General features: G+C 63.1%; 19 protein-coding genes and 1 pseudogene. 3 read left to right on the top strand and 17 right to left on the bottom strand.

The window, feature by feature from the left end:
- Window positions 1-85: 85 nt before the first annotated feature.
- The 5 genes from IR187_RS07600 to IR187_RS07580 all read right to left on the bottom strand — a co-directional run bounded on the left by IR187_RS07600 (window position 86) and on the right by IR187_RS07580 (window position 7,452).
- Window positions 86-1,864, bottom strand: coding sequence for a monovalent cation:proton antiporter-2 (CPA2) family protein (locus IR187_RS07600; RefSeq protein ID WP_194954006.1), 1,779 nt, complete (start codon window positions 1,862-1,864; stop codon window positions 86-88).
- Between the two features lie 225 nt (window positions 1,865-2,089).
- A complete protein-coding gene (locus IR187_RS07595; protein WP_194954005.1) occupies window positions 2,090-3,031 on the bottom strand; it encodes a tetratricopeptide repeat protein in 942 nt (313 codons plus the stop codon).
- A complete protein-coding gene (locus tag IR187_RS07590) occupies window positions 3,028-4,092 on the bottom strand; it encodes a dipeptidase (protein WP_194954004.1) in 1,065 nt (354 codons plus the stop codon). The genes IR187_RS07595 and IR187_RS07590 overlap by 4 nt, the downstream gene beginning before the upstream one ends.
- Window positions 4,093-4,192: 100 nt before the next feature.
- Window positions 4,193-4,816: a helix-turn-helix domain-containing protein gene (locus tag IR187_RS07585; RefSeq protein ID WP_194954003.1), complete on the bottom strand. Its 624-nt coding sequence runs from the start codon at window positions 4,814-4,816 to the stop codon at window positions 4,193-4,195.
- Window positions 4,817-5,010: 194 nt separating this feature from the next.
- On the bottom strand, window positions 5,011-7,452 hold the full coding sequence (locus IR187_RS07580; RefSeq protein ID WP_194954002.1) for a TonB-dependent receptor plug domain-containing protein: 2,442 nt from the start codon (window positions 7,450-7,452) through the stop codon (window positions 5,011-5,013).
- A gap of 119 nt (window positions 7,453-7,571) precedes the next feature.
- Here IR187_RS07580 and IR187_RS07575 point away from each other — a divergent pair, with 119 nt between their 5' ends.
- Genes IR187_RS07575 through IR187_RS07565 form a run of 3 tightly spaced genes read left to right on the top strand, consistent with a single transcriptional unit; the run spans window position 7,572 to window position 11,637 of the window.
- Window positions 7,572-8,984 (top strand): metal-dependent hydrolase family protein, encoded by a 1,413-nt coding sequence (locus IR187_RS07575; RefSeq protein WP_324187659.1) that lies wholly within the window; start codon window positions 7,572-7,574, stop codon window positions 8,982-8,984.
- Between the two features lie 48 nt (window positions 8,985-9,032).
- Window positions 9,033-10,607, top strand: coding sequence for an L-piperidine-6-carboxylate dehydrogenase (gene amaB / locus IR187_RS07570; RefSeq protein ID WP_194954001.1), 1,575 nt, complete (start codon window positions 9,033-9,035; stop codon window positions 10,605-10,607).
- Between the two features lie 37 nt (window positions 10,608-10,644).
- Window positions 10,645-11,637: a tetratricopeptide repeat protein gene (locus tag IR187_RS07565; RefSeq protein WP_194954000.1), complete on the top strand. Its 993-nt coding sequence runs from the start codon at window positions 10,645-10,647 to the stop codon at window positions 11,635-11,637.
- 90 nt (window positions 11,638-11,727) lie between these two features.
- On the opposite strand, the gene IR187_RS07560 is transcribed toward IR187_RS07565, so the two are convergent.
- From IR187_RS07560 to IR187_RS07505, 12 genes and pseudogenes are all read right to left on the bottom strand, one after another.
- Window positions 11,728-12,252: a DUF1611 domain-containing protein gene (locus IR187_RS07560; protein WP_194953999.1), complete on the bottom strand. Its 525-nt coding sequence runs from the start codon at window positions 12,250-12,252 to the stop codon at window positions 11,728-11,730.
- A 36-nt stretch (window positions 12,253-12,288) separates the two neighbouring features.
- A pseudogene (locus tag IR187_RS07555) lies at window positions 12,289-12,477 on the bottom strand (transposase); the annotation flags it as partial.
- 61 nt (window positions 12,478-12,538) lie between these two features.
- The gene (locus tag IR187_RS07550) at window positions 12,539-13,561 is read right to left on the bottom strand and encodes a sugar kinase (protein WP_228765628.1); all 1,023 of its coding nucleotides are present in this window, start codon (window positions 13,559-13,561) and stop codon (window positions 12,539-12,541) included.
- The gene (locus IR187_RS07545) at window positions 13,558-14,313 is read right to left on the bottom strand and encodes a 2-keto-4-pentenoate hydratase (RefSeq protein ID WP_194953997.1); all 756 of its coding nucleotides are present in this window, start codon (window positions 14,311-14,313) and stop codon (window positions 13,558-13,560) included. The genes IR187_RS07550 and IR187_RS07545 overlap by 4 nt, the downstream gene beginning before the upstream one ends.
- A gap of 26 nt (window positions 14,314-14,339) precedes the next feature.
- Entirely contained in the window at window positions 14,340-15,086 is a 747-nt protein-coding gene (locus tag IR187_RS07540) for a FadR/GntR family transcriptional regulator (protein ID WP_194953996.1), read from the bottom strand.
- 81 nt (window positions 15,087-15,167) lie between these two features.
- Window positions 15,168-16,052, bottom strand: a complete 885-nt coding sequence (locus tag IR187_RS07535) for an alpha/beta hydrolase (protein WP_194953995.1) — start codon at window positions 16,050-16,052, stop codon at window positions 15,168-15,170.
- Window positions 16,053-16,056: 4 nt separating this feature from the next.
- Complete coding sequence (locus IR187_RS07530; protein ID WP_324187658.1) at window positions 16,057-18,939, bottom strand: TonB-dependent receptor; 2,883 nt, start codon at window positions 18,937-18,939, stop codon at window positions 16,057-16,059.
- 109 nt (window positions 18,940-19,048) lie between these two features.
- Entirely contained in the window at window positions 19,049-19,888 is an 840-nt protein-coding gene (locus tag IR187_RS07525; RefSeq protein WP_194953993.1) for a rhamnogalacturonan acetylesterase, read from the bottom strand.
- Complete coding sequence (locus tag IR187_RS07520) at window positions 19,888-20,640, bottom strand: SDR family NAD(P)-dependent oxidoreductase (protein ID WP_194953992.1); 753 nt, start codon at window positions 20,638-20,640, stop codon at window positions 19,888-19,890. Before IR187_RS07520 ends, IR187_RS07525 begins: the two co-directional genes overlap by 1 nt.
- Window positions 20,641-20,653: 13 nt before the next feature.
- Window positions 20,654-21,937 carry an MFS transporter gene (locus tag IR187_RS07515; protein WP_194953991.1) on the bottom strand — a complete coding sequence of 428 codons (1,284 nt, stop codon included), beginning with the start codon at window positions 21,935-21,937 and terminating at the stop codon, window positions 20,654-20,656.
- Entirely contained in the window at window positions 21,934-24,108 is a 2,175-nt protein-coding gene (locus tag IR187_RS07510; protein WP_194953990.1) for a heparinase II/III domain-containing protein, read from the bottom strand. Before IR187_RS07510 ends, IR187_RS07515 begins: the two co-directional genes overlap by 4 nt.
- Complete coding sequence (locus IR187_RS07505) at window positions 24,105-26,300, bottom strand: polysaccharide lyase 6 family protein (RefSeq protein ID WP_228765627.1); 2,196 nt, start codon at window positions 26,298-26,300, stop codon at window positions 24,105-24,107. Before IR187_RS07505 ends, IR187_RS07510 begins: the two co-directional genes overlap by 4 nt.
- Between the last annotated feature and the right edge of the window lie 21 nt (window positions 26,301-26,321).

Here is a 26,321-nt window from a genome sequence, read left to right as displayed (position 1 = left end):
CAACCTCGTCCCCCGTCGCGGCTGCCAAAGGTGGCGGACGGGGGACAAAGGTTTCCCTTTGCTCCTCGCGAAAAACGCCTGCCGGTCAGCTGTTGGCACCGGGCATATTGCCGCGGATCAAGTGGCGGCTGGCGTAAATATCCTCGGCGGTTTCGATAATCAGCCGTTCGGCGTCGCGGCGCCGCGTATCCTCCATCAGATCGGCGATCGTTTCCTCGTCAACCTCCATCGCGCGCAACGCCTCTTCGGCCAGCAGCAGCGCCGATTCAAAGGTTTCGCGGATCTGGTACGTCACCCCGGCGCGGTTGAGCTCGGCGGCATGTTCGCGGTCGAACGCGCGAACGAACAATCGGGTGTTGGGAAATTCGGCGCGGATCAGCTCGACGATGCGGTTCGACGTTTCGCGGTCGTCGACCGCCACCACGATCAGCTTGGCGGCGTGCGCCCCCGCGGCGTGCAGAATGTCGAGCCGGGTGCCGTCGCCATAATAGATTTTGAACCCGAACGCCTCCGCCTCGCGGATCGCGATCGTGTCGGTATCGATCAACGACAGCGAGCAATTTTGCGCGATCAGCGGCTGGCTGACAATCTGCCCGAATCGGCCGAAGCCGATGAGCAGCACGCTGGCGCGCAAATCATGCGGAATTTCCAGCCCCTCGATCGACGGCGCGACCTTGGGCAGGAAGCGGTCGTGCAGGATCACCATGATCGGGGTCAGCACCATCGACACGATGATGATCGCGGTCAGGATCGCGTTCGCCTCGGCATCAATGATCCCGACCCCGACGGCGGCGGCATAGAGGACAAAGGCGAATTCGCCGCCCTGCGCCATCAGCACCGCGCGCTCGATCGCCTCGCCGCGTTCGTGCTTGAACAGCCGCGCAACGCCATAGATGGAGATCATCTTCAATATGATATAGGCCACCACCGAAATTGCGATTAGCCCCGCGTTCGCGGCGACGATGTCGAGATCGAGCGCCATGCCGACCCCAAGGAAGAACAGGCCGAGCAACACACCGCGGAACGGCTCGACATCGGCTTCGAGCTGATGGCGGAACGAGGATTCGGACAACAGCACCCCGGCCAGGAACGCGCCCATCGCCATCGACAGGCCGGCAAGCTGCATCAACAGCGCCGACCCCAGCACGACGAGCAAGGCCGCCGCGGTCATCACCTCGCGCGCCTTCGTCCGCCCGAGCAGCCGGAACATGGGGTCGAGCAGATAGCGGCCCGCGACGATCAGCCCCAATATGGCGCCAATCCCGATCGCGATCGCGAGGAATCGGTCGGCGGTCGATACCGCCTCGCCGCCCGGTGCGAGGAAGGCGACGAGCGCGAGCAGCGGCACGATCGCCAGATCCTCGAGCAGCAGGATCGCCACGACGCGTCGCCCGCGCGGCTGGCCGAGCGCATTGCGCTCATCGAGCATCTGCATGGCAATCGCGGTCGATGTCAGGACGAAGCCGGTCCCCGCGACAAAGCTGACCGCGACCGGATAGCCGAGCACCAGTCCGACGCAGGTCAGCAGGCCCATCGCAATGCCGACCTGCGCCAGCCCGAGGCCGAAAATCTCGCCGCGCATCGCCCAGAGCCGCGACGGCTGCATCTCCAGCCCGATGACGAAGAGGAACATGACGACGCCCAGTTCGGCGACGTGAAGGATTGCCTGCGGGTCGGAAAACAGCCCAATCCCGAACGGCCCGATCGCAAGCCCCGCCGCCAGATAGCCCAGCACCGAGCCGAGTCCCAGGCGTTTGAACAACGGCACCGCGACCACCGCCGCGGCCAGGAGCACGACGATCGGCAGCAGGTCGAAGCCGTGCGCCGCGGCCTCCGCAGCGTGGCTGGCTGTCTCTACTGCCATGAATTTCCCCCTGTCATCAAACACATTCAGCGTGCGCGCAAAGCGCCTCCGAAATCAAGGGCAAGCGACAAAATAGCAGCGTGAGAGAATATCGGCTTGGGGGACGCAGACCGCAGCGAGATGCCGCATGTTCTGGCACCCGACGGTAAAAACAACGTCCAAGCCTCCCGCCTTCGTCAGGCGGGAAACGGTGGACGGGGTGCGACCGATTGGTGTCCGGTTGGGTTATCGCCGCGGCGCGCGGTCGGGCGCCGCCAGCTCGGCTTCCGAGGGCCAATGGCCCTGCGCGTTTTCGGCGATGATCTCGGCCAGCAGCGCCTTGGCGCCCGCTTCATCGCCCGCAAAACGGCGCTCCATCGCGATCGCGAACTTGATCGTGCTGTCCTTGGTCGCACCGACGTCGGCGGGCTTCAGCCGCCCCTGCATGATCTGCACCGCCTGATAATAGATGTCGTTCTCGATCAGTTTCAGCCCTGGTTCGATCGCGTCGATCGCGGCGCGCGCCTTGGCATGCTCGCCCATCTTCCGGTAAGCGATGTACGTCCAATAGGCGGTCGGCACGCGCATGTCGTCGCGCGCAAAATCGGCCGCCAGCGCGAGCGATTTCGCCATGCCGTCGACGACGGTCTGATAGTCACCGGTCGCGAAGCTGGTCTGCGCGTGATAATAGACGATATTGCCGCGATAGGTGCTGATCGTCAGCCCGATCGGATTGGGCAGCCCGTCGGGTTCGAAGCTGTCGGGGGTGTCGCCCATCAGTTCCAGCGCCTTGCTATAGTCGGCGAGCGCCGCGTCGAACTGGCGCGCGCGGGTCAGGTCGCGGGCGCGAAAGCGATAGAGTTTATAACTGTTCGGAAAGGCCTTCAGCCCGTCGGTGAACGCATCGACCGCGTCGCAGATCCGCCCGGCATAATCGAGGCGGCGCCCCAGCCAGATATGCGAATCCTCGCGGTCGGGCGCGATGCGCAGCGCGGCGCGGGCGATCTCGATGTCCTGATCGAGCCGCTTTTGCGTCGCCTCCGAAAATTTTGGCAGCGTCAGCGGGGTGCCGATCAGGCTGGTCGTGCATTGGCCCGCGCTTGTAGCGGCAGGCTGCGACGCCGCCGGACCCGCCGCGAGTACCAGCGCCAGTGCGATCCCTGCGCCGCCCATCAACCGCACGCTCATCCGACCACATCCTGATAGATGCGGCGGACATTGGTTCCCATAATCTTTTCGACATCGCTCGACGCATAACCCAGCTTGCGCACCCCGTCCCACACCACTTCCATCCGGCGCGGGCCGTTGAGTTCGTCGATGAACAGCGGCCAGTCGGCCTCGTTAAAATTGGCGCCCTCCTCGGCCTTCAGTTCAGCGATATAGGCGTCGGTCATTTCGACGACGCGGTGGTCGCGGTCGCTGCCGATCGCGACATGGTCGGCGCCGATCAGCTTCACCGCATGGTCGATATGACGGAAATAGTCGGCGAGCGCGCCCTGGCGCTTGGTGGTCAGGAACGGCCGCATCTGGCAGATGCCGACCACCCCGCCCTTGCTCGCGAGCAGCCGCAGATTCTCGTCGGTCGTGTTGCGGACATTTTTGTGCAGCGCCATGCAGGCGGTGTGCGAAATGATCACCGGGTCGGTCGATGCGTTGATCGTGTCGGCCATCGTCTGCATATTGGCGTGCGACAGGTCGATCAGCATCCCGAGCTTGTTCATCCGCTCGACCACCGCGCGGCCCCAGTGGGTCAGCCCGTTGCTGCCCAGCTCCTTGCACCCGGCGCCCGCCCAATTCTGGTCATTATAGGTGATCTGCGACGATCGAACGCCCAGCTTGTAGAACAGGTCGATGTTGTCGAGGTCGCGGCCGAACTGGGTGCTGTTCTGGAACAGATAGTAGATCGCGATCTGGCCATTCCGGCGCGCAACATCGATATCGGCGGTGCGCGTCGCTTTCAGGAACAGCGCGGGGTTGACGGCGATATGCGCGTCATGGTCGAGCACGGCCTGGATCGCGTCCTCATAGGCACGGGTTTCGTAGGTCTTGGGATCGCACAAGGTGACGGTAATTGCATCGAGCCCGCTATCGCGCATCTGGCCGACCAGCGCCGCGTCATATTCGAAGCGCACCTCGCCCATCGCGTCAAAGGTCAGCGGGCGAGTAGACTGTTTCGCCGCCAAAGCGGGCGCCATCGCCACCGCCGCTGTCATCGCCGCGCCCGAGAGCACAAATTGCCGCCTGTCCATCCTGCCGACTCCCAATATTTTCTATTGGAAATTTATAGCCGATAAGAAAATTATTGCAAGCGACGCAATTTTCCGCGCCAAGCACGCGAAGTCGGCGAAATCAACCGGTGTTCACCCAAAGCACAACCGCGTCCTGCTCACTGGTCGAATAGGCGGCGTGCTGCATACTGCTGTCGATATAGACGCTGTCGCCGACCCCCAGGATTGCGGGTTCATAATGCTCGGTCTGGAAACAGATTTCGCCCTCCAGCACATATAGGAACTCCTCGCCGCTGTGCTGCGACCAGGTCTTGAAATCCTCCAGGCTGCGCGCCTTGATCGTGGTAACGAACGGCAGGATCTTCTTGTGCTTCAATTCGACCGCGATCAGGCGGTGATTATAGACCGGGGTTTCCATCGGGCGCCCCGCTCCGGCAAGGGTGATGCTGCGCCGCCCGGCCGCATCCTGTCCGCTATTGCTGGCAAACAGTTCGGTAATATCGATGTCGAACCCCAGCGCCAGCTTCTGCACGACATCAAAGGTCGGCGACATCTGGTCATTTTCGATCTTCGACAGCGTCGATGCGGCGAGCGACGTCAGGCGCCCGGCATCTTCCAGCGTCATCCCGCGTTCGCGGCGCAGCTGGTGCAGGCGGCGCCCCAGATGAAATCCTTCGGTTCGGGGCCGCTTCGATTGACGAACGGCACCCAGAATTTCCGGCTCATCTGCTGTTTTGGGGGGCATATATCGGCGGTCCTTACCTTGGCCAAACAGTGCAAGATCGACGGGTTCGGATCGGGCATCAAGACAAGCCCCATCCTGTCCGCTTCACGATCCTATAATGCACAAATTTCCGATAGGCTACGGCGCTGACATTCGCCCATGTCAGCGCCGCATATGCCCACCGGAAACAGTCTGCGTCCCGCGAGGTGCGAGGATCAGAATTTATACTTGGCGTTCAGATAATAGAAGCCGCCGGCAACCCCGAACACACTATGGTTGTCGTAGATCAGGCCGGCGCGTGCACGCGCCGGACCGCGATCGGGCGGGAAGATGTTGAAGATGTTGCGCGCCCCGACGCTCAGCTCGACATCCTGGATCCCGGTATAGGAGATTTCGGCGTCGAACAGCGTCACCGCCTTGCGCGGCAGGAAGGTGGCGCCGTCGAGACGGCGCCAGGCGCCATAATGGACGGCGCGCGCCATGAACCCAAAATCGCCAACCTTGGTTGTCGTCGAGAAATTACCGCGCCAGCGCGGCGTGCCCCGTTCGAATTCGGTGACGATCGCCGGACTGAACCCCGGAGGCGGCGCCCCGCGCAGATGCTGCTCGTTATAGTTCACCGCCAGACTGAAATCGGTCGAGGCATTGTCGGACCAGCCGTGGCGATAGGTGCTGACCAGATCGAAACCGCGCACCCGCGTGTCCATCTCGTTCTGGAAATAACGTACTTGCTGGATGTCGCCGCCGTTCGGGAAGTTGATCGCAGCCAGCGCCGCACGCTCGGCAGCGGTCGTGTTGCGCGACGGGGTCAGCAGCAGGCGATCGTCCACGTCGATCTGATAGAAATCGAGCGTGGCGAGGAAGCCGTCCAGACCGGTGAAGACGATCCCTGCGGACATGTTGAACGACGTTTCCGGGGTCAGCGCCTTCGACCCAAAAACCTGCGCCGCGGGCGAACCGGGGACGAGGACCGCGTCGAGGATGAAGCCGCCGACGCCATCGAGCTGCGAGGTCAGGCTGGTCCCGAACACCTGCCCGGCCGCCGGAGCGCGGAAACCGGTGCTGACCGAACCGCGCAGCGCAAACGCATCGCTCAGTTCGAACCGCGTCGCCGCCTTGTAGCTGAAATTGTCGCCGAACTGGTCATAGTCTTCGAAACGCGCGGCGACCGACAGGTTCCACCACGGGGTGATGTCGGCGTCCACCTCGGCGAACACCGCGTAGCTGTTCGAGTCAAAGCTTCCCGCAAATTCGGGCGAGAAGCCCTGGAAGCCGTTCGAGCCGGCAGGCAGATCGCGCAGCGGCCCGGTCAGATAGCTCGCAAGATCACCCTGGCCGATGACATAGGTTTCCCGGCGATGGCTGGCGCCTGCGAACAGCAGGATCTGGTCGTTCAGCTCGTACGAAATTTCACCGTCGAACTGGATTTCGCGCTGGGTCAGCGAACCCGGCTTGAACGACGTCGGCGAATTGACCCCCATCGACGCGTTGATCGTGCCGGTGATCGAATAATCGACGGTGTTGGTGCCATAACGCGCCGACAAATCCCAGGTCAGCGGGCCTTCCTGATCGCGAAGGCCGACAAGGGCGCTGAAATCTTCGAGATGGCCGCCAAATTCGGGGGTGAAGCCGCCCGGATAGATGGCGGTCAGGTCAAACAGCTGCGGATGCGCCGGCGACAGGTCGAAGGCCGAATTGGCATAGGTACCATGCCGGTTCAGCCCGCCCGCGGTGATCGGCTGGCGCAGACCAAAGGTGACCGAGCTTTTGCCGGTCATATAGTTGCCGAAGGTGTAAAGTTCGAGCGCATCGCTCAGCTCGATTCCCGCGTTCCACACCGACTTGAACGCCATATAGCGCGGGTCGAGATTGCCTTCGGGATGCGCGGGCACGCCCTGAATACCCGCCGCGCGCATCGCGACGGCCCCGGCATGGCTGGCCTTGCGCGCATAAGCCTTGGCCTGATCGGTATATTGGGCCGCCAGGTTGAAATAGGCATTGTCGCCGACCGGCACCGCGATATGGCCCTGGATGTCATAGGTGCGGCCACCGCTGCTGAAATATTCGCCGACCTGCCCGATGATCGAGCCGCCGCTTTTCTGTTTTTTCAGTTCCAAGTTGATCACCCCGGCGATCGCGTCGGAGCCATATTGCGCCGACGCACCGTCGCGCAGCACCTCGACGCTCGACAGCGCGATCGGCGGAATGACGTTGAAATCCTGACCCTGCGAACCCGACGTCGACGAGTGACCAGTGCCGATCTGGACGATCGAGGCGCGGTGGCGGCGCTTGCCGTTCATCAGCAGCAGGACATGGTCGGCGGGCGAACCGCGCAGCGTGATCGGGCGCACGAACGACGAACCGTCGTTGCCCTGCAGGCGCTGGGCGTTGAACGCCGGGACGAGCGTGCGCAGCGCGTCGTTCACGTCGGTATAGCCGGTCGCGGTGATGCTTTCCGGCGCGATAACGTCGATCGCGACCGAACTGTCGGTGACCGAGCGGTCCTTGCGGCGCGTCCCGATGACGACGATGTCGTTGCCGCCCTCGCCGGCATCGGCACCGTCGGCTTCGGGCGGCGGCGTCTGCGCCTGGGCAACCGGCGCCATCGCGAACGCCAGCGCCGACGACAACAACAGACGTGAAACGAACTTCGACATTATTTCCCTCCTTGGTAACCCATTATCGACCCCGAAACGTCCAATTTTCCGAGCCTTGTCTTATTCTTGAAATTTTTCCTATCATAAATTTTATTGCCTAGCTAGCAAAATATTCCTATGTGGTAGCTCAAGGGCTGCCGCTGATCTGCACCGGCCCGATCGACGGGGAGCTTCAAGACGTGACCGACATCGCCAACCCGTCCACGCGTGTCCTGTCGCGCCGTCGCCTCGGCGCGTTGTCAGTATCGGCATTGGCCACGCTGATGGCGGGCGCCGCGGGAGCGGCCCAGCCGGACCCCGCCGCGCAAGATCTTGTTATCCATGCGGGATCGGTGATCGCGGTGCCCGGCGAGCGCCCACTCGGCCCAACGACGATCGTGGTGCGCAACGAGCGGATCGCTCAGATCCTGCCGGGCTATGTCGACGACGGCGACGCACGGGTGATCGACCTCAAGGACCGCACGGTGCTGCCCGGCCTGATCGATACCCACGTCCATTTCAGCTTCTCGCCCGCGACACCGCTATGGTCGGCGGCGATCGATACGCCCGAAGACGTCGCGCTCTTTTCCTTTTCCAATGCGAAAAAGACCTTGGAAGCAGGCTTCACGACGGTCCGCGATGTCGGGTCGGACGGTTATGCGATCCATGCGCTGCGCGATGCGATCAACGACGGCATCGTGGTCGGCCCGCGCATTTTCCTGTCCGGGACGTCCTTGTCGATTGTCGGCGGCCATGGCGACATGTCGGGGCTTAACCGCAAGACAACCGAGGCGCTGTTTCCCTATGACTATACCGGCGCCTGCACCGGCGCGGTCGAATGCGCGCTGCGGGTGCGGGAGGCGGCGAAATATGGCGCCGACCTGATCAAGATCACCTCGACCGGAGGCATAATGTCGCAGCAGGCGCGGGGGCTGGGCCAGCATCTGAGCGACGAGGAACTGAACGCGATCGTCTCTACCGCGCACGGTCTGGGGCTGAAGGTCGCGGCGCATGCGCATGGCGCGCAGGGGGTCACCGCGTCGGTGCGCGCCGGGGTCGATTCGATCGAACATGGCACCTGGCTCGACGCCGACACCGCAAAAATGATGGCCGCACGCGGCACCTGGCTGGTGCCGACGCTCGGCCTGCTCGATTCGCACAACGCCGCCGACACCGCGCGCATCACCCCCGCGGTGGCGGCCAAGATGGCCGAGGCGCGCAAGGTGTCGGGCGACAATATCCGCCTTGCCGTTCGCTATAAGGTCAACATCGCCTTCGGTACCGACGCGGGGGTTTCGCCGCACGGCGAAAACGCGCGGCAGTTTCGCAAGATGGTCGAACAGGGGCCGATGACCCCGATGGCGGCGCTCCGCTCGGCGACCGTAGACGCCGCAATACTGCTCGGCCAGTCCGATAATATCGGCACGATCGCACCGGGCAAATATGCCGACATGATTGCGGTCGCGGGCGATCCCTATCGCGACGTCACCGTGCTGGAGAAGGTCGCTCTCGTCATCAAGGACGGCCAGATCGTCGCGCGGGATGACGACTGACCAATGCAATACCCACAAACCACCGAATCCATGGCAGAAAAGAAACTTATGAACGCTCCTGAAAATATTACGAAAATTCCGTCGACCCGGCACGCGAACTCCCCGCTGGCGACGCAGGCGGCCGCCACCTTCGATCAGCTCGGCCTGTCGATCGACGACCGCCGCGGGTCGGATCTGCCCGTCTTTTCGCCGATCGACGGGTCCGAACTCGCGGTGCTGCGCACCGACACCCCCGCCGATGTGCACGCGATGGTCGCCAACGCCCGCACCGCCTTTGCCGCGTGGAGCCAGGTTCCCGCCCCGCATCGCGGCGAATTGATCCGCCGCTATGGCGCACTGGTGCGCGAGCATAAGGAGGCGCTGTCGCTGCTGCTGTCGATCGAGAACGGCAAGATCCTGACCGAAGCGCGCGGCGAAGTGCAGGAAGTCATCGACATCTGCGAATATGCCGTCGGACTGTCGCGCCAGCTGTTCGGGCTGACCATCGCATCGGAGCGCCCCGAACACCGGCTGACCGAATATTGGCACCCGATGGGGGTGCTCGGGCTGATCTCGGCGTTCAACTTCCCCGCCGCGGTGTGGGCATGGGGGACGACCGTCGCGCTGGTGTGCGGCGACAGCGCAATTTGGAAACCGTCCGAGAAAACCCCGCTCACCGCGCTCGCCTTTGCCGGATTGCTGGCAAAGGCCGCCGACGAATATGATCTGGCACCCGCCAATTTGATCCAGGTCGTCGTCGGCGACGCGCGCTGCGGCACCGCGATCGCCGACCACCCCGACGTCGCGATCGTCAGCGCGACGGGCAGCGTGCGAATGGGACAGGATGTCGCAGTGCGCGTCGCCGGGCGCTTCGGCCGCTCGGTCCTCGAACTCGGCGGCAACAATGCCGCGATCATCGCGCCCAGCGCCGACCTCGACCTCGCGCTGCGTGGCGCGGTGTTCGCGGCGACCGGCACCTGCGGCCAGCGCTGCACAACGCTGCGCCGCCTGATCGTCCACAACAGCATCCGCGAGGCGTTCGTTCAGCGGCTGATCGCGACCTTCGCAACGCTGCGTATCGGCTCGCCGCTCGACGACGCCACGCATGTCGGACCGCTCATCGACCGGATGGCGTTCGACGGCATGCAGCGCGCGCTCGAACAGGCGCGGCGCGAGGGCGGGATCGTCCATGGCGGCGAGCGCATCGATCTCGCGGGCGTCGCCGACGGCTATTATGTCCGCCCGGCGATCGTCGAAATGCCGCAGCAAAGCGACATCGTGCGCGAAGAAACCTTTGCTCCGATCCTCTATGTCATGGGCTATGACACGCTCGACGAAGCGATCGCGCTGCAGAACGGCGTGTCGCAAGGCCTGTCGTCGAGCATCTTTACCAGCGACGTCCGCGAGGCCGAGCGCTTCCAGTCGGCGCAGGGCAGCGACTGCGGCATCGTCAACGTCAACATCGGCACCAGCGGCGCCGAAATCGGCGGCGCCTTCGGCGGCGAAAAGGTCACCGGCGGCGGCCGCGTGTCGGGCTCGGACAGCTGGAAAAATTACATGCGCCGCGCCACCGCGACGGTGAATTATTCGGCATCGCTGCCGCTGGCGCAGGGCGTGAAGTTCGACCTCGACATCGATCCGTGAAACAGACGCACAAGAAACAAGTCCAAGGAGAGTGAATATGATCCCCCGCACCCTGAAACTGCTCGCGTCGGCCAGCCTGCTGATGCTGGCAACGCCGACGCTGGCCGCCGCGCAAGAGGGCAGCTTCCAGGGCACCTCGCTGCTCGGCCAGCCGATGGTGACCACCCCCGCCCGCAACGTCGGGGTGGCCGACGTTGCGCTGCTCGAGCGCGCGGCGCGCGACGCCAAGGCCGCCTATGAAAGCAGCATGACCGTCGATACCGCGACCTGGTACGGTCGCATCCTCTTCTATCAGGGCTATTCCAAGGAATCGGCGGCGGTTTACGAAGCCGCGCTCAAACGCTTTCCCAATTCGGGCAAGCTGATGCGCCACCTCGCGCACCGCCATTTCTCGCTGCGCCAGTTCGACAAATCGATCGATGTCGGGCTGAAGGCCGCGAAGCTTTACGAGGGCAAGCCGCTCGAACGCGAAAAGCCCGGCCCCGACTATTTCCCCGGCTCGCCCGACGTGGTGCAATATTATCTCTATTATCACCTCGGTCAGGCCTATTTCGCCAAGCACGACTATGACAATGCCGCCAAATGGTTCGCCAAGTCGGCCGAATCCGCCGCGTTCAACCATGATGTCGAGGCGCGCACCGCGAACAGCTATTGGGAATATCTGTCGCTTGCGCGCGGCGGCAATCTGCGCGCGGCGCAGAAGGTGCTGGACGATTACGACCTGACGCTGTTCGAGGTCCAGCCCAACGGCAGCCCGGACACCTATTTCGACGGCATCCAGCTGTTCAAGGGGAACCGCTCGCCCAAATCCTTCTTCAGCGCCGAAGACACCGGCCGCGCCTTTGCGACCGCCGACGGCGTCGCCGCATCGACCGCCTACAGCCTCGCCAACTATTACATCCTGATGGGCGAGGCCGAAAAGGCGAAACCTTGGCTCCAGCGGTCGATCAACGTCGACAGCTGGAGCTTTTTCGCGCGCATCCAGGCGGAGGCCGACTGGCTGCTGCTGTTTCCCGGCGAGAAGCCCTGACGGCCGATCGCCGCCAGCCGCCGTTCCCGTGCGTGGTCCCTGGCGCGCGGGAACGGCCGGCAAGGAAATCGGGATGCTGCGGCAAGGGCGTCAAAGGTACCGTCGCGGGCTTGACTTGCCCAGCGGACAGGCGGGCATCGCCGCATGATAGTGGCGGCAGGACACCGGCTGGCTGGGGCGGCAGGTCGCTTGAAGATTTTTTATCACATTGAATATTATGCCTTTATTGGCACTTATCCGACAATATACCCGTGTCTGGTTCGGGATTTTGGGGAGCTGCAGCGAGTATTTTTGGGATAAATTGTGAATTTCGATAGGCCGTTCGAGTAGTACGGCGAACTGATTATTTCCCCCGTCGAAAATGAGCCGACACGCTGAGCCGGGCGCGCGCCGGCAACTGGCAATAGTGAGTCCTGCCTGCATGGCCGCAACTATCGACGCGACCCAGTTATCCGCAATCGTGCCGCCAAAAGACGAGACACCGATCACCATCCTCTGCGCGTCTCTGGCGCGTGCCTGTTCGAAGTCGATTTCGGAAAGGCCCAGGTCGACCTTGCAATTCTCCAGCGGGTTCTGGCCAGCACATTTATCCGGCAGCCGATCGAGCAATCCCAATGCAGTGAAGATGCCTTTATCGCTCCACCGCTTTCAGCGATTGTATAACGTCTTGTGCGGGCAATAGTCCTTCGGCGCATTTTGCTACCTCAGCGCATTGCGGTTGACGAAGATGATCCCGTTCAAAGCACGCCTGTGATCAACGCGCTCACTTCCATGGCTCTTCGGAAAATAGGGCCGAAGACGCGCCATCCGCTCGTCCGCCAGCCAGAGTGGATCGCTCAAATTCGGGCTCCTTCGCGGCCGCCTGAATCACGATCACACCCTCAATCAATGGGTCCTGACCCTAGCGAGTTATATCTCTCGGTCCCGCTGTCGCTCCATCAAGCGCAGCCCGCGAAAGAGGTACGAAATCCCCGCGGAGGCCGTGTTTGAGCGCAGCGAGCGCCAGTCCGCGACGCGCGACCTCGGCAAGACCGGCGCCCGACCACAATCCGTCGAGCACGCCGGCGGCGAAGGCGTCGCCGGTTCCGACACGGTCAACGATTGGAGAGATCATCATCGGCTCAGTGGTCCGTCCGTCATCGCGACTGTCGATCCGCGCCGTCATTCGGTGGGCATCGGGACCAAGTATCTCGCGGGCGGTCGACGCCACAAGCTCAATTGAACCAAAAGTGTCGAGCAGCGCCAGCGCGGCCGTACGTCGACGATCCTCGCCTTGTCCCGAAAATTCGCGTCCGAGGAGGAGTGCGGCGTCGCGATGATTGCCGAACAAAACTGTTGTTTGTGCAACAATGGGTTTCAGAACCTCCGCCGGATCGGGCTGCCAGCGTTCCCATAGGCGGCCTCGCCAGTTTCCGTCGAACGACACGCCGATGCCGACCGCCCGCGCGCGGGTTGCTGCTTCGAGCGTCGCAGCAGCGCCCTCCGGTCCAAGCGCGGGGGTAACGCCTGACAAATGGAGCCAACCGACACCGTCGAGCAGCGCGTCCCAATCCCAGTTCTCGGGAGTCATCGCCGCAAAGGCAGAACCGGCGCGATCGTAGATTACCTCAGCCGGACGCAACGCGCCCCCGTCGGGAAGATGGTAATAGAGGCCGATCCGGCCCGCGCGGCGCTGCACCCGAGCAACGTCAACGCCATGGCGACGAAGTTCCGCGAGGACGCCGTCACCAATCGCGCCTTCGGGAATCGCGCTGATCATAGCCGTCATGCGACCCAGAGCAGCGAGCGCGACAGCGACATTCGCTTCCGCGCCTCCGACGTAGGCGTCAAGCCGCGGCGACTGCAACGGCAGTTCGCCATATGGGACCGAGAGGCGCAACACGACCTCGCCAAAACAAGCGATAGCACCGCGAGGAGCAATCATGGCCGAAATCCGTTCTCCGCTATGGCGGTACAGGCAATTTGCGCGTCAGCACCAAAACGCGCGGTGGCCACCTGTCCGATGGCTATTGGATGAACCCCCGTGATCGCTCCGGCCGAAATCCATTGTCCGGGTTCGAGCCGGATCAAGCCGCGCCGGTGGAGGTCAATCAGGAAGTTCAGCGATCCCCATGGCCCGTCGAGCACCTCATTGGGTCTCCCGGTTCCAACGACCTTTTCCCCGACCCTTGTTTCCACCATGATCGCCGCGAAATCGGGGCGATCGAGCCGCGGCCCGAGGAGCAACCCGTTGTTGATCCCGATGTCTGCAATGATGCCGTAGGGGGCGTGGCCGTGTACATCGGGCGCCGGTGAACTCGCGATTTCGAAACCGGCCCGGATTTCGTCAACGCATCCCGTGCCTTCGGAATCCCAGACCGCTGGCCTGTCCGGAACGTCACGAAGATGCAGCATGACCTCCGCTTCGATCGCCCCGGCTCCCCCCACAAAGACCGGCGCATCGCCCGGCGCGCACCCGTTCAGCTCGGTGATGCGAAATACCGGGCCCGCAATCCGGTCGGTGCCGAGCGTATCGACGAGTGCCGGCGGGATTCGCCCCACCTTCCATCCAAGCACGGTTGCCCCGAGCGCGGCAACGAGTTGACGCTGCATCGCATAAGCGTCCGCAAGCGTCGTCGGGACCGGCGCGGGAAAAGTCGGCAGTGCCCGCCCCGAAAGACGCGCGGCGAGCAACACCGCGACGGGATCCGGGGCTCGCGTCATCAGGCGAGCTTGGCGCTCAAAAGATAACGCTGGCGGCTTTCCGCGGACTGGCGGCGCAGCTCGACCATCGCGCGCTCTTCCGTCTCGTCCAGCATCGATTCGATTAGGCGGTTGAAATGACGCCGCATGGCCAGCCGCGCCCCCGCTGCGTCGCGCTTGCGCAGCGCTGCGACGACATCGGCATGTTCGGCCTGGCGCGCCGCACCATCCTTGCGGCAGACAAGCGAATGGCTGCTCCGAACTTCGGGCAATTCCATGCGCATCCGCCACAGACTTTCGATCACATGGATGATCGCCTTGTTGCTCGACGCTGCGGCGATCGTCATATGGAACTCGCGATCAATCGCGCTGATCTCGTCCTCGCTCTTGCTGTCGTCGGCCATGGCAACAAGCAGTTCGTCAAGTTTTTCAATAGTTTCGCTAGAGATCGTCGGCGCTGCGAGCGCCGCAGCCTCGGCTTCAAACAGCGAACGTGCCTCGGTCAGTTCGAAGGCGCTGACCTTTGGCAGGATCGCATTGTCTCCGGGCAGCACAGCTTCGACATAGGCGCCTGCGCCGGTCCGGATGTGAATCCACCCCGTCGCCTGCAGCGCAATCTCGGCCTCGCGGATCGTCACGCGACTGACCTCGAACCGCTCCGACAATTCGCGTTCTCCGGGCAGGCGCGTCCCGGGGGGATAGCTCCCATCCAGAATCAGACGTCGGATTTCGTCTGCGATGTCCTCAAAAAGGCGGCGTTCGGCCATAATTAATTGTCTCCCCGTGATGTCTCGGGAAGGTTCATACATTTTGGTATGACAAGTTTGAAGCCCATCAACATGACTTGGTCAGATTTCGCACGAAGCGGTCGCTGTCAGCTTTTGGGTGCATAGGAAGGCGAGTATCCGGCGGGTGAGCAGTAACTGGCTTGCAGCATCAAATCTGCCGTGCCCTCCGCCGCGAACAATATGGAGGTCAGCCTGAACCCCCAGATCGTCGAGCCGTTTCTTGAACACCTCCGACTGGGCCAGCGGTACGATTGGGTCAGCATCGCCGTGCACAATGAAAATCGGCGGACTTTGCGCGCTCAGCCAGGCAGCGGGCGACATGCGATGGGCGAGTTCTCCGGCGTTGCGTCTTGGGCCTATCCAGTTCGCGACGGTCGGGTGAAGCGCCGTAGTGCCCGGCCGCAAAGCGGTAAGGTCGGTCGGCCCATAGAAGTCGAGGATCGCCGAGGCGCGCGGCGCTCCCGCACATTCGGGCGGGTCGATGTCATTCGCATCGGGCAATAGTCCGGCCATCAGGGCCAGATGAGCACCTGCCGAGGTTCCCGACAGCACGATCCGCCTCGGATCGAAACCCATTTGCGCGGCATGTGTGCCCACCCAGCGCAGGGCGCAGCGGGCATCTTCAACGGCGGCGGGAGCGTGCGCCTGTCCGGCGAGACGATATTCAACCGTCACCACCGAAAATCCCGCGGCCAAATAGGGACGAAAACCAATCCAGCTGGCTGGGCGCATACCTCGCGCCCAGCCTCCGCCGTGGAAATGCACCAACACCGGACTTGGCGTCCGCATCGCCTCGGGGTGGACATAGATGTCGAGACGCAAGCTACGCCCGTCGACGGTGCGATACACCTCGTCCTTCAGGATTTTATGCGGCGTCGCGTCGCTGGCGACGACCGTCGCCGGAAACATCGCTGCCAAAACGACGCCCAGAAAGTTGCGCCACATCCGCCTAGATCCGCGCCCGGATGCCGATCAGATATTTCGATCCGTAGTAGTGATATTGTCGACTGCTGCCGTAGACGGGCATGTGGGTGGTCTTGGGCTCGTTGAAGATGTTGAGCGCCTCGAGCCGCAGCGATACTCCCCGCATCAACGCCAGCGACGCGCGCAGATCCAAGGTTTCGTTCGGTGCGACGAAGCGCAGTTGATTGCCGCCGCCGACAAAATCCTGATAATATCGTCCTCGATAATTATAGATTGCCTGAAGCGATACCCGCCCTATCTCGTAATAGCCCTGCGCCGAGAGTACATGCTTTGAATATCCGGAGATGTTTGCCGGCGGGATGATGCCGGACGATACCGTATCGGTCTCCGGGTCATATATATCGCCGAGGCGGATATCCTGGGTCTTGAAGTTTGAATTGGCGTAATTGTAGCTAATTTTGGCACCAAGACCGTCCAGCGGCTTCGGCAGAAAGCTGAAGCGTGTCGCGGCGGTGATTTCCAGACCATAGATCCGCGATTTGTCGTCGCTATTGCGCGTCTGGGTCACGGGGATGGTCACCGCCTGCCCGTCGATCACAAAATCCTCGTCAAATACCACAGGCTGAAAACCGCCGGTAAATTGCTTGTAGTAGACGGTTGCGGACAGCAGGCTGTCCTTGTTCGGATACCATTCGAACGCAATGTCACCGTTCCAGGACATCAGAGGCTTCAGGCGCGGGCTGCCGTTGGCAGTGATGTTCCGGATCGCATCTTCGACCGAGGAGAAATTGTTGCCATCCTCGAGAAGAATTGTGCGGCCCGCCCCCAGATCGTTCGGCGCCGGCCGCGACATTGCACGGTAGATCGCCGCCCGTATCAGGGTGTTGGGTGCAACCTCGAAAATCGCGTTCAGGCTGGGAAGAAGACGCGTCGATTGACTCCGGATTGTCACTGTTTCGAAATCGCCGCTCGAAACGAGCCGGATCGACCCGTCGGGGTTCGTTACGATGTCAAGATCGCTGCGTAAGCCATCGGACGTAACGCGCGTGTTCACGATACGGACGCCCAAATTTCCACGCACCGGCAGGCTGCCGAGGTCGCCTCGATATTCGGCCATGACATAGGCCGCAAGTGTGCGTTCGGTTACATCGACGTTGGCGACCGAGCGGATATCCGCGGGCAGGCCAGGATCTTCGACACCCATATATTCGCGGAACAGGCAGTTCACGTCGAATGTCGCCCAGCTGTTAATGCTGTTTCCTTTCGCCGCGGACAGGAAACTGGTTTGCGGAAAACGCGTGCGACATAGATTGTTGATGCGCGCGTCTTCGGTCATCGGCGGGTTGAAATTGAAATCGCCGTTGCGCGCGCTGTATGCGCTATATTTCTGCTCGGTCCAGCGTCCGCCCGCTGACAATGCTCTCAAGAAGCCGTCCAATTCATAGGTGAGATCGACGCGACCGGCGACGATCTCGTTGTAGCGGCGCGTCTGGTCGCGCCGGAAACGCGCGTCGTCCCAGAAAAGATCGTGATTGTTGAGATCGAAACGCGGGTCGATCGTGATGACCGGAACGAAGCTGCCGGGCGCCAGTTCATAGGTATAGGGCACACGCATGTTGTTGGCAGGAAATCCATTGCCGGTGACGCTGAAGAAATTACGCGCGTTGTTTACGTCGAACGGGTCGGTCCGGAGGCGCGAATTGCGATTGACCTCAACGCGAATGGTGCGCGAATAGCTGGCGTCGGCAGCGACAGTCAGACGATCGGCGGGTTTCCACTCGGCAGCAATGCCGCCGCCCAGATATTCTTCGGAACGGGTCAGTTCGGTTGCGTTCGATTCGATGGCACTGAGGCCGTTCAATCGGCGAATGATGCCATGCTCGTCATATTCGACATTGGTCAGGCCAAAGCGGCCTTCGGACAGGTTCAAATCCTGCCGGTTCTCGACAAAGGTGCGGTCCGAATATTGCAGGTCGAAATTGAGGTTGAAGCGGTCCGACGGGCGCCACTGGAGGGCGCCGAAGATCGCGTCGCGCCGGTCCTTTTCGCTGATCTGCCGAAAAGTATAGGCATTGGGTGCAAGATAGAATGGGCGGTCCTGCCCATATTGGGCGCGCGTATATTCGCTGCAATTATTGTTCGCCACGACGATATCGGCGCGGCATGCCGTCCAGGTCGTGCTGGCGGCAAAGGTTTCTTCGGGATTGTTGGTCTCGTTGCGCTGGACGCCGATCGCGATGCCGATCGTGTCATTGGCGAACTGGTCCACGTAACTCAGCGTTCCGCGCCAGCCGATGCCCCCTGACCCAATGACCCTGTTTCCATAGGGATTATACTGGGCCTTGACTTCACCTTGAATACGGCGCTTGCCGAAGTCGAGCGGGCGGAGAGTTCCGAGTTCGATGGTGCCAGCCACGCCCCCCTCGACAAGATTCGCCTGCTGCGTCTTGTAAATCATGATCTTGTTCACCAGCTCGGACGGGAACTGGTTGAAATTGACCGCGCGGTCGCCGCTGCCGTTGCTGGCGTCGCGGCCATTGAAAGTGGAATTGCTGAGGAAGGGACCAAGGCCGCGCAGCGCGATTTCCGAAGCATCGCCCTTTTCGCGGTGGGTTGTGGCGCCGGTAATGGTTTGGATCGCCTGGCCGACCGATATGGCCGGGATGTCACCGATGTCGTCGGCGCTCAGGACATCGACAATCGCCGTCTCTTCGCGCTTTGCATTGATCGAATTCTGAATGGTTTCGCGGATCCCGGTCACGATAATCGCATCGTCATCCGGTTCGGCCTGCGGCGCAGCCATCTCCTGAGCCGCGGCTGGCGCCGCCAGGACTAGCAGAGTCGAACCGGCGCCAGCCAGCAGCGCGGCGCGCAAGCTGCGCGCGCGAATCGGATTGCGAGAATTCACGTTATCTCTCCCTGAGTTGATTCTTTTCTTATCCCAACCGTCAACCATGGCGGCCACTTTGTCAACAATCATGTATGTCAATTTGGTTAGTCCATATTGATATACATGATCAGGGAACAAGCTGGCTCCTGAGGCCGGGAACCACTCGTGCAAGCGCCTGGGTTACAAGTTTCGCCGTTACCTCAGCGCCGACATTGCCGAGATGCGTATAATCGAACTTCCTGGTCACCTGCCCGCGTGCGCCGTTACCCGCGATCGGCGTGGGCTCAGGCGGCGCCGGACGTGCAGCAAGCGTCGTACCGGCCTTCGCGGCTGCCAATTCCTCGTCGGTCGGTGGCACCTGTGCGAGCATGGTCGAAGTCTCTGCTCCCATTTTCTGCACTTGCGCCGCACTGAGCGCATTCAGGTCGACAAGCGGCACGTCCATCGCCTTTGCAACGCCGCGTACCTGATCCGACCAGCTGGCAAGCGTGTTGCGAAGCTTGCCCTCCTTGAACTCGCGGCGCGTCAGCGGGGTAACAAGCACGGGGGTAGCGCCAGCAGCCCTCGTCTCTTCAACAAAACGGCGGAGGTTCGCGGGGAATTCGGTCGTTTCGTCGGTCCAGCGTTCGGCGCGCGACGACTGGTCGTTGTGCCCGAACTGGATCAGCACCCAGGTACCGCGGTAACCGGGCACCCGCGCTTCGGCGAGCGCGATGTCCCAGCTGCCTTCCTGCCGATAGCTGCGGGTCGAGCGCCCGCCGCGCCCCGCGTTGACGCACGCAACCGACGATTTGACATGCTGCGCGCAGAACGCGCCGCCCCAGCCGCTGTGGGGCGCCATCGTCGAATCACCGACAAGGATGATCTTGTAGGGCGACAGCGGTTCGGCATCGGTGCGTTCGCGCTCCTGCGCCCCGGCCCCGCTGGCGAGCAGGGCGCAGGCAGCGACTGCCGCAAGCCTGCGCATCACGAGAACGCCAGCCCGCCGTTGACGTCGAGGCACACGCCCGCGAGGAAGCTCGCGGCAGGCGAGGCGAGATAGACAATCGTATCGGCAACCTCGTCGGGGTGGCCTTCGCGGCGCAGCGGCGTGTTGCCCGCGACCGCGGCGCGCCCTTCGGGCTTGGAAAAAATGTCGTGGAAGCTGGTGCCAATCAGGCCGGGGCAAACCGCGTTGACGCGAATGCCCTGCGGTCCCAGCTCCTTTGCCATCGCCCGCGTATAGGTCATCAGTGCGCCCTTTGCGGTCGCATAGACCGACGCGCCGGGGCCGCCGCCGTCGCGGCCGGCGAGCGACGACACGTTCACCACCGCCGACCCTTCGCCAAGGAAGGGCTGCGACGCCTGAAGCACGAGGAACGCCGATTTGAGGTTGAGCGTCATCACAAGGTCGAAAAAGGCTTCGTCCATCTCGCTCAGCGTCTTGCGCGCGACCATGCCGCCCGCAAGGTTGACGAGGATGTCGAGCCGCCCGCTGAACGCGACGCCAACCTCGTCGAGCATGGTTCGCACAGCACCGCTGTCGGTGACGTCAGCCTGTACCAGAAAGGCGTCGCCGCCTGCATCCTTGATGGTTTTCAAGGTGTCCTCTGCTGCCTTGCGGCCGTTGTTGTAATTGATCGCGACGCGGACACCGGCGCGCGCGAGCGCGATCGAGACCGATCGGCCGATGTCGCGGCCGCCGCCGGTAACGAGCGCGGTTTTGCCTTGGAGAGTCATGTGGTGAAGTTCCTTATTCTCGGGTGTTGGCAGGTTTGACGGTGACCGGGACGACGCGACCGCCGACCAGCCAGAAACACAGAAAAGCGGCGGGGACGATCGCCGCCGAGAGCGCAAAGATGGGCGCGTAGCTCGTCTCGGTAAGCGCGGGGACGAGCCAGGTGGTGATCAGTGTCCCCGCAACCGCCGCGGTGCCGCTGAACCCCGCGAGGCTGCCGACGGCACCGCCGCCAAAATAATCGCTCGGCAGTGTCTGGATATTGCCGATCGCCATCTGGAAGCCGAAGAGGATGCACGCGATCAGCAGCACGGCATTGAGCGGTTCGCTGGCGCCAATGGTCAAGAGCAGCGACGGCAGCATGATCGCGCAGCCAATGCCGATCGTCGTCATGCGCGCGCGGTGGACGCTGCCGCCAGCGCCGATGATCCGCCCGGCGAGCCAGCCGCCGAACAGGCTGCCGACCATGGCGCCGACGAACGGCACCCAAGCGAAAAGCCCAATCTGCTTGACGTCAAAGCCGAAGGTTTCGGCGAGATAGATCGGCAGCCACGACACGAAGAGCCACCAGACCGGATCAAGGAAAAAGCGCGACAGGATCACGCCCCAGCTCTGCCGATAGCGCAGCAGCTCGCCGAGTGGCACGCGGCGGCTCTCGTCGCGCCCGGCTTCGGTGCGGCCGGTCAGGATATAGGTGCGCTCTTCCTCGCTGATACCCGGATGGGTTTCCGGATCGGCCTTGTAGAACCAGAGCCACGGCACCAGCCAGACAAAGCCCAGCAGGCCGATGAGCAAGAAGGTTCCAGCCCAGCCGAACTGGATGAACAGCAGCGCGATCAACGGCGCCGACACGATGCCGCCGAGCGAGGCGCCCGCGTTAAAGATGCCCTGCGCCAGCGCTCGCTCGCGCGAGGGGAACCAGAGCGCGTTCGCCTTCGCCGCGCCGGGCCAGTTGCCCGCTTCGCTGACGCCCAGCGTTGCGCGCAGCACCATCAGCAGCGGCATCGAGCGGACGAACGCATGGGCGGCGATCGACAGCGACCAGATGACGATCGAGATGGTAAAGCCCATCCGCGTCCCGATCGCGTCGAAGATGCGCCCGAACAGCGACTGGCCAAAGGCGTAGAAGATCATGAAGATCGTTACCAGCAGCGCGTAATCTTCCTTGGTGGCGCCGATGTCCTTCGACACTTCGGGCCACATCACCGCCAGCGCATTGCGGTCAATGTAATTGATGACCGTCGCGAGCGCGATCAGCGCGATCACGCACCAGCGAAAACGGCCCTTGATATTGCTCATTTTTTCGCTCCGGTTGCGGCGATGTCGAGGCGGCCGACCGGGCCTGTCCATGCAAGGGTGTGGCCGTCGACGGTGACCCTGTGCCTGGCATCGGCCGCGACGTCCTGCGCAACCGCGATCGCGATGCGGCGGCCGTCGACGAGGGTGACGAGCACCAGATCGAGGCCCTTTTCGCGGCGGCGCTCGAGTGCCAACACGCGCGCGCTGCTCGCCACCACCGTCTCCGCGGAGGCATCATAGGTGCCGTGCGGTTCGAGCAGGCTGACGAAGGTGGCATGCGATGCGCCGACGACGCGCTGGATCAGAGCGGGTTCGCGCCGCAAGTTGAACTCGGGATCGTTCGCGCCGCTTTCCGCCAAAATGAAACGCGTGCCCGCAGGCGGCGCCATATGATAGGAATAGAAGCGACTGCCCTGCATCCACGTCAGCCGCGCTTTACCGGCCTTGCTGCCCTCGCCGTCGACCCACAGATGCTGATAGCCGTTCGCTTCGCCCAGCACCGGGCGTTCGGCGAGATTGCGGGCAAATTCAATATCGCTGTCGATGATATGCCCGGAAAAATGCAGCGGCAGGTCATAGACATGCCTGCCGCCGCCAGTTCCGTGGAGGATATCGAGCGAAAGGGGATTGGTCAGGCCGTCGACTTCGATCAGCAGCAGCGCGCGGCGCATCGTCACGCCCTTGTACGCGCTGTCGATTTCGCCGATCGCATAGCGGGTGGGGCCATCAAGCGACACGGCAAGCTGGCGTGTGCCGTGCCGCTCGCCGACTTTCCAGTTGCCGCCGAAATGATTTTGTTCGTCGACGACGAGCGTATTGTGCGCGATCGTCGCGCTCGCCCAGCTGTCGTTTTCGGGCAGGTAGCGCCCGCCGCGCTTCGCCTCGACATTCAGAAAGCGCGCGGCGCCATAGTCGGTCACCACCGCGCCGGTTTCGTCATAATAGACCCAGCCGAGGCGGTCGAAATGACCGTGCCCCATGCCCTGCACGGTATTTTTGGCGACGAGCAGCGGGCCCTTGGGATCGGGCTTGCTGCGCAGCAGGACGAGCGCGCCGCCCTTGCCGTCGGGACCGTCGGCGAGCAGCCGGGAGCCGAAGGACCAGGGCTTCGCCTTGCCCGCGGCCAGGTCCGCCGCCAGCGCCTGCCCCGCGGTGGTCAGCACGGTGCGGCCCTGCCAGTCGGCGATCGACAGGAAGGCCGGGTCATTCGTCGCCGAATAGGCAATCGCGACGGCGTGATAGAGCTCCTCGGTGCGCAGGCTCTTGTCGGGCATCGCGTCGTTGATCGGCAGGAAATATCCGTCGTGGGTCAGGTCGATCGCGGTGCGTACGGCCTTCAGGACGATGCCGTCCCGATATTCGAAAATCTTCCGGTCGGGATCGTTCGCGGCGATCGCCGCGGCAAAAACGACGAAGGGCTGGAGCGCATAGCGCTGATAATAGGGGCCTTCAGCATAATAGCCGTCGGGCGAGAAAAGCAGGTCGAGTTGCCGCAGGAACCCCGCCTTGCCGCTCTTGTCGAGCCCGAGCAGCGCCTTGTCGACAAGGTCGCGATCGCCGAGCAGATAGCCTGACAGGCCTACCCCTGCCGCTGCCCAAGTCGCGTGATTATGGATACGGTTGATGACCTCGGGCGATTCGTCGGACAGGAAGCGCGCCATCGGGCGGATCACCTTGTCGTCGATCCGCTGGCGGTCGGCGGCGGACAGCGACCCGCGGATCGCGGCGTAGCCCTGCGCGGCGTTGACGAGGAAAACACTATCGTTGAGGCTTTGCCAGAATAGCCGTCCCGCGGTCTGGTTCGCCTTTGCGGGATGCGGCCCGAGCCCCGGATAGAGATCGGCATAGGCGAATAGCAGATCGCGGACATGATCGCGGTAACGCGCTTCGCCGGTCAGGCGGAACAGCTGTCCGCCCTCGAAAATGACACGATAGTTGCGCTTATGCTGTTCATGGGTGAAGCCACCGCCAGGATCCTTGGGCACGGGCACGTTGATGCCGGCGCGGATAGAGGCATCGACGGTGCGCTGCGCACGCTCGACTTCCGAAGCGAACAAGGGGGCAAAGGCCTGCGCCGCGGCGGCGGGCGGCGCCACCGCCGCCGCAGGCCCGGCTGACAATGCGGCTGCGGTGAGAAGCAGCGCGGCGGCGCGGGACGAAAATGCGATCATGGCTGACCCTCCACGAGATTACCCTCGATCAAGCCGCGCGGCGGCCCCTTCCAGACGAGTTCTTCGATCCGCGGCGCCGGGGTTGCGGCGAAGACGTTCGATGCAATCCGCGTTTGAGGCGCGCCAACCGAATGGATAACCAAAATGCCGCCCGATCCCGCAAAGCTGTTCTGCGCGATATCGCTATGCTGCGCGCCCGCGATGCGCAGCGACACGCCGCCCGCCCCGCTGTCGATCACGCTGGAACGGGTCATCGCTAACCAGGGGCCGAACGTGCTTTCATCATTGCCCCTGCGCAGCAGATCAGCAACCATGCCGACACGCTCGAAGCGGCTGCCGGCGATCGTCAGTCGTTCCATTGGATACCAACCTTTCGGTTCCTGCTCGCCAGTCCCCAGGACGACGACGCCCATTTCGGCAAACTCGCTGTTCGTAAGGGTGACGTCGTCGGCGAAGGTGCCCGGCGCCATGGCGATGCCGTCGAGGCGGCCCTTGCCGGGACCGCGCACCGATACGCCGTCAAAGGCGATCCTGTAATTGGGGGCGACGCCGCCCTCGACCGCGACCAGCGCGCCCTCGCCCGCGGCTGCGCTTGCGTCAATCGCCAGATTTTCGAGCCGCAACCCGCCACCGGCCGCAACCCGCGCCAAGTTGGATGCGACGCGCAGCAAAGGCTTGGCGTCATGGGCCCCGGCGATGGTGAGCCTGCGTTGAATGGTTAGCGGCGCAGCAATGTCATAGACGCCGGTCGCCAGCGCGAGCGTATCGCCCGGCCTGCTATCAGCCACCGCCTCGGCCAGTGATGCCCCCGCAGCGAGCGAGCGCGTGGTACCGGCCCCAAATGCCGGCTCAGGCGCGTCTCCGCGATACCATCCGGCACCGACCTCTGCGCGCGCCACCGGTTTGAGGTCGCGCGGCGCACCGACGCTCGCGAGCGCCGCGTCGGTGGGATAGAGGAGGCCGTTTGCCGCGCGTTCGAGCTTGACCTCGCGCTGCTCGATCCCCGGCAGCGGATGCGCAACCGCCGCCTGGACATTGCCCGCAAGCGCGATGCCGGTGATATCGCCCTCGGCGCGGAACGGGTTATGCCCCTTCGCGCCGACGATCAGGTTGCGCTCGAAGCGACTGTCCACCGGCGCCGCCGATCGCTCGGCATCGGCGCCAGCGGCCAGCGTGATGCGCGCGCTGTCGATGATGCTGTTGCCCGCGATCCGCGCGTTCGCGACCTGATGATACCGGTTTATGACCGAATTGGGCACGCCGTTCATCACGCTGATCGCGCTTTTGAACGAGGTGCCCGCCAGCCCCTCGAAATAATTGTCGCGCACAATCTGGTCGCGGTTAATCACGCGCACGCCGCCCGTGTCCGCGACACCCCTGCCCAAAAAGACGTTGCGCTCGACCAGATTTCCGTTGCCGTGGCGCAGCACGAAGGCACCTTGTGCTTCGAGCACCAGATTTTCGCGCAGGATATTGCCGCCCGCTTTGACCGATACGATCTCGACCTCGCCGCTCGTGCGGTCAAAGATGTTGTGCTCGACAATGGTCAGGCTGTCCGACAGCGATTCCTCGCTCGTGCCGATGCGGATCGTCTCACCGCCGTTCGACCCTAGCGGCGGGCGCGGGCCGAAATAATTGTGGTCGATACGATGGCGATTGGCTTCGCCCTGCCCCTTGGGCCGAATAACGGCGAGCGTCACGCCAGCGTTGGTCTTGCCTTCGAAATGCGAATGGTCGACGCGGTTGTCGGTGCCGTAAAGCGCAACCCAAATATCTTCAGCGCGGCGGTCCGCCTTGCTGAAGCCGTCGATAACGATTTCGGTCACCCGCGCATTGCTGGCAATCGTTTTCGAATCCCGTCGAAAGCTGATTACTGCCGAGGTGGGGCTTGAGCCGTTCCTGAAAACGAGTCCGGAGACGAGGAGATGACTGCCGCCGATGCGCAGGTTGGACTGGCCGGTCAGCAGCACCTTGCCTTTGGTCTGCGCGGTCAGAACAATTCGGCGTCCGGGAGCCCCCACAGCTGTAAAGTCGATCTGGAAATCGCGCCATTCGCCGTCCGCGAGGACGATGGTGTCGCCAGGCGCTGCGCGCTTCACTGCCGCCCTATATTGCCCTTGGTCCGATACCAGAATGTCGCGCGCCAGTGCCGGATGCGCTGTCGAGACCAGCATCGCTGCCGCCAGAACCATCTTTATATACACCTAGCCTCA

Source organism: Sphingopyxis solisilvae (assembly GCF_015475875.1).
In the GTDB taxonomy this organism is placed as follows: Bacteria; Pseudomonadota; Alphaproteobacteria; order Sphingomonadales; family Sphingomonadaceae; genus Sphingopyxis; species Sphingopyxis solisilvae.
Note: the sequence above shows the minus strand (reverse complement) of the source record. Positions and strands in the feature narration are given on the sequence as shown.

Coding starts and splice junctions, on each gene's coding strand:
- IR187_RS07540 (WP_194953996.1), bottom strand. CDS start 15,086: ATGGCCGAACGCCGCCTTTTTGAGGACATCGCAGACGAAATCCGACGT.
- amaB (WP_194954001.1), top strand. CDS start 9,033: ATGAACGCTCCTGAAAATATTACGAAAATTCCGTCGACCCGGCACGCG.
- IR187_RS07595 (WP_194954005.1), bottom strand. CDS start 3,031: ATGAGCGTGCGGTTGATGGGCGGCGCAGGGATCGCACTGGCGCTGGTA.
- IR187_RS07585 (WP_194954003.1), bottom strand. CDS start 4,816: ATGCCCCCCAAAACAGCAGATGAGCCGGAAATTCTGGGTGCCGTTCGT.
- IR187_RS07590 (WP_194954004.1), bottom strand. CDS start 4,092: ATGGACAGGCGGCAATTTGTGCTCTCGGGCGCGGCGATGACAGCGGCG.
- IR187_RS07550 (WP_228765628.1), bottom strand. CDS start 13,561: ATGATTGCTCCTCGCGGTGCTATCGCTTGTTTTGGCGAGGTCGTGTTG.
- IR187_RS07510 (WP_194953990.1), bottom strand. CDS start 24,108: ATGATCGCATTTTCGTCCCGCGCCGCCGCGCTGCTTCTCACCGCAGCC.
- IR187_RS07600 (WP_194954006.1), bottom strand. CDS start 1,864: ATGGCAGTAGAGACAGCCAGCCACGCTGCGGAGGCCGCGGCGCACGGC.
- IR187_RS07520 (WP_194953992.1), bottom strand. CDS start 20,640: ATGACTCTCCAAGGCAAAACCGCGCTCGTTACCGGCGGCGGCCGCGAC.
- IR187_RS07525 (WP_194953993.1), bottom strand. CDS start 19,888: ATGCGCAGGCTTGCGGCAGTCGCTGCCTGCGCCCTGCTCGCCAGCGGG.
- IR187_RS07515 (WP_194953991.1), bottom strand. CDS start 21,937: ATGAGCAATATCAAGGGCCGTTTTCGCTGGTGCGTGATCGCGCTGATC.
- IR187_RS07580 (WP_194954002.1), bottom strand. CDS start 7,452: ATGTCGAAGTTCGTTTCACGTCTGTTGTTGTCGTCGGCGCTGGCGTTC.
- IR187_RS07565 (WP_194954000.1), top strand. CDS start 10,645: ATGATCCCCCGCACCCTGAAACTGCTCGCGTCGGCCAGCCTGCTGATG.
- IR187_RS07535 (WP_194953995.1), bottom strand. CDS start 16,052: ATGTGGCGCAACTTTCTGGGCGTCGTTTTGGCAGCGATGTTTCCGGCG.
- IR187_RS07505 (WP_228765627.1), bottom strand. CDS start 26,300: ATGGTTCTGGCGGCAGCGATGCTGGTCTCGACAGCGCATCCGGCACTG.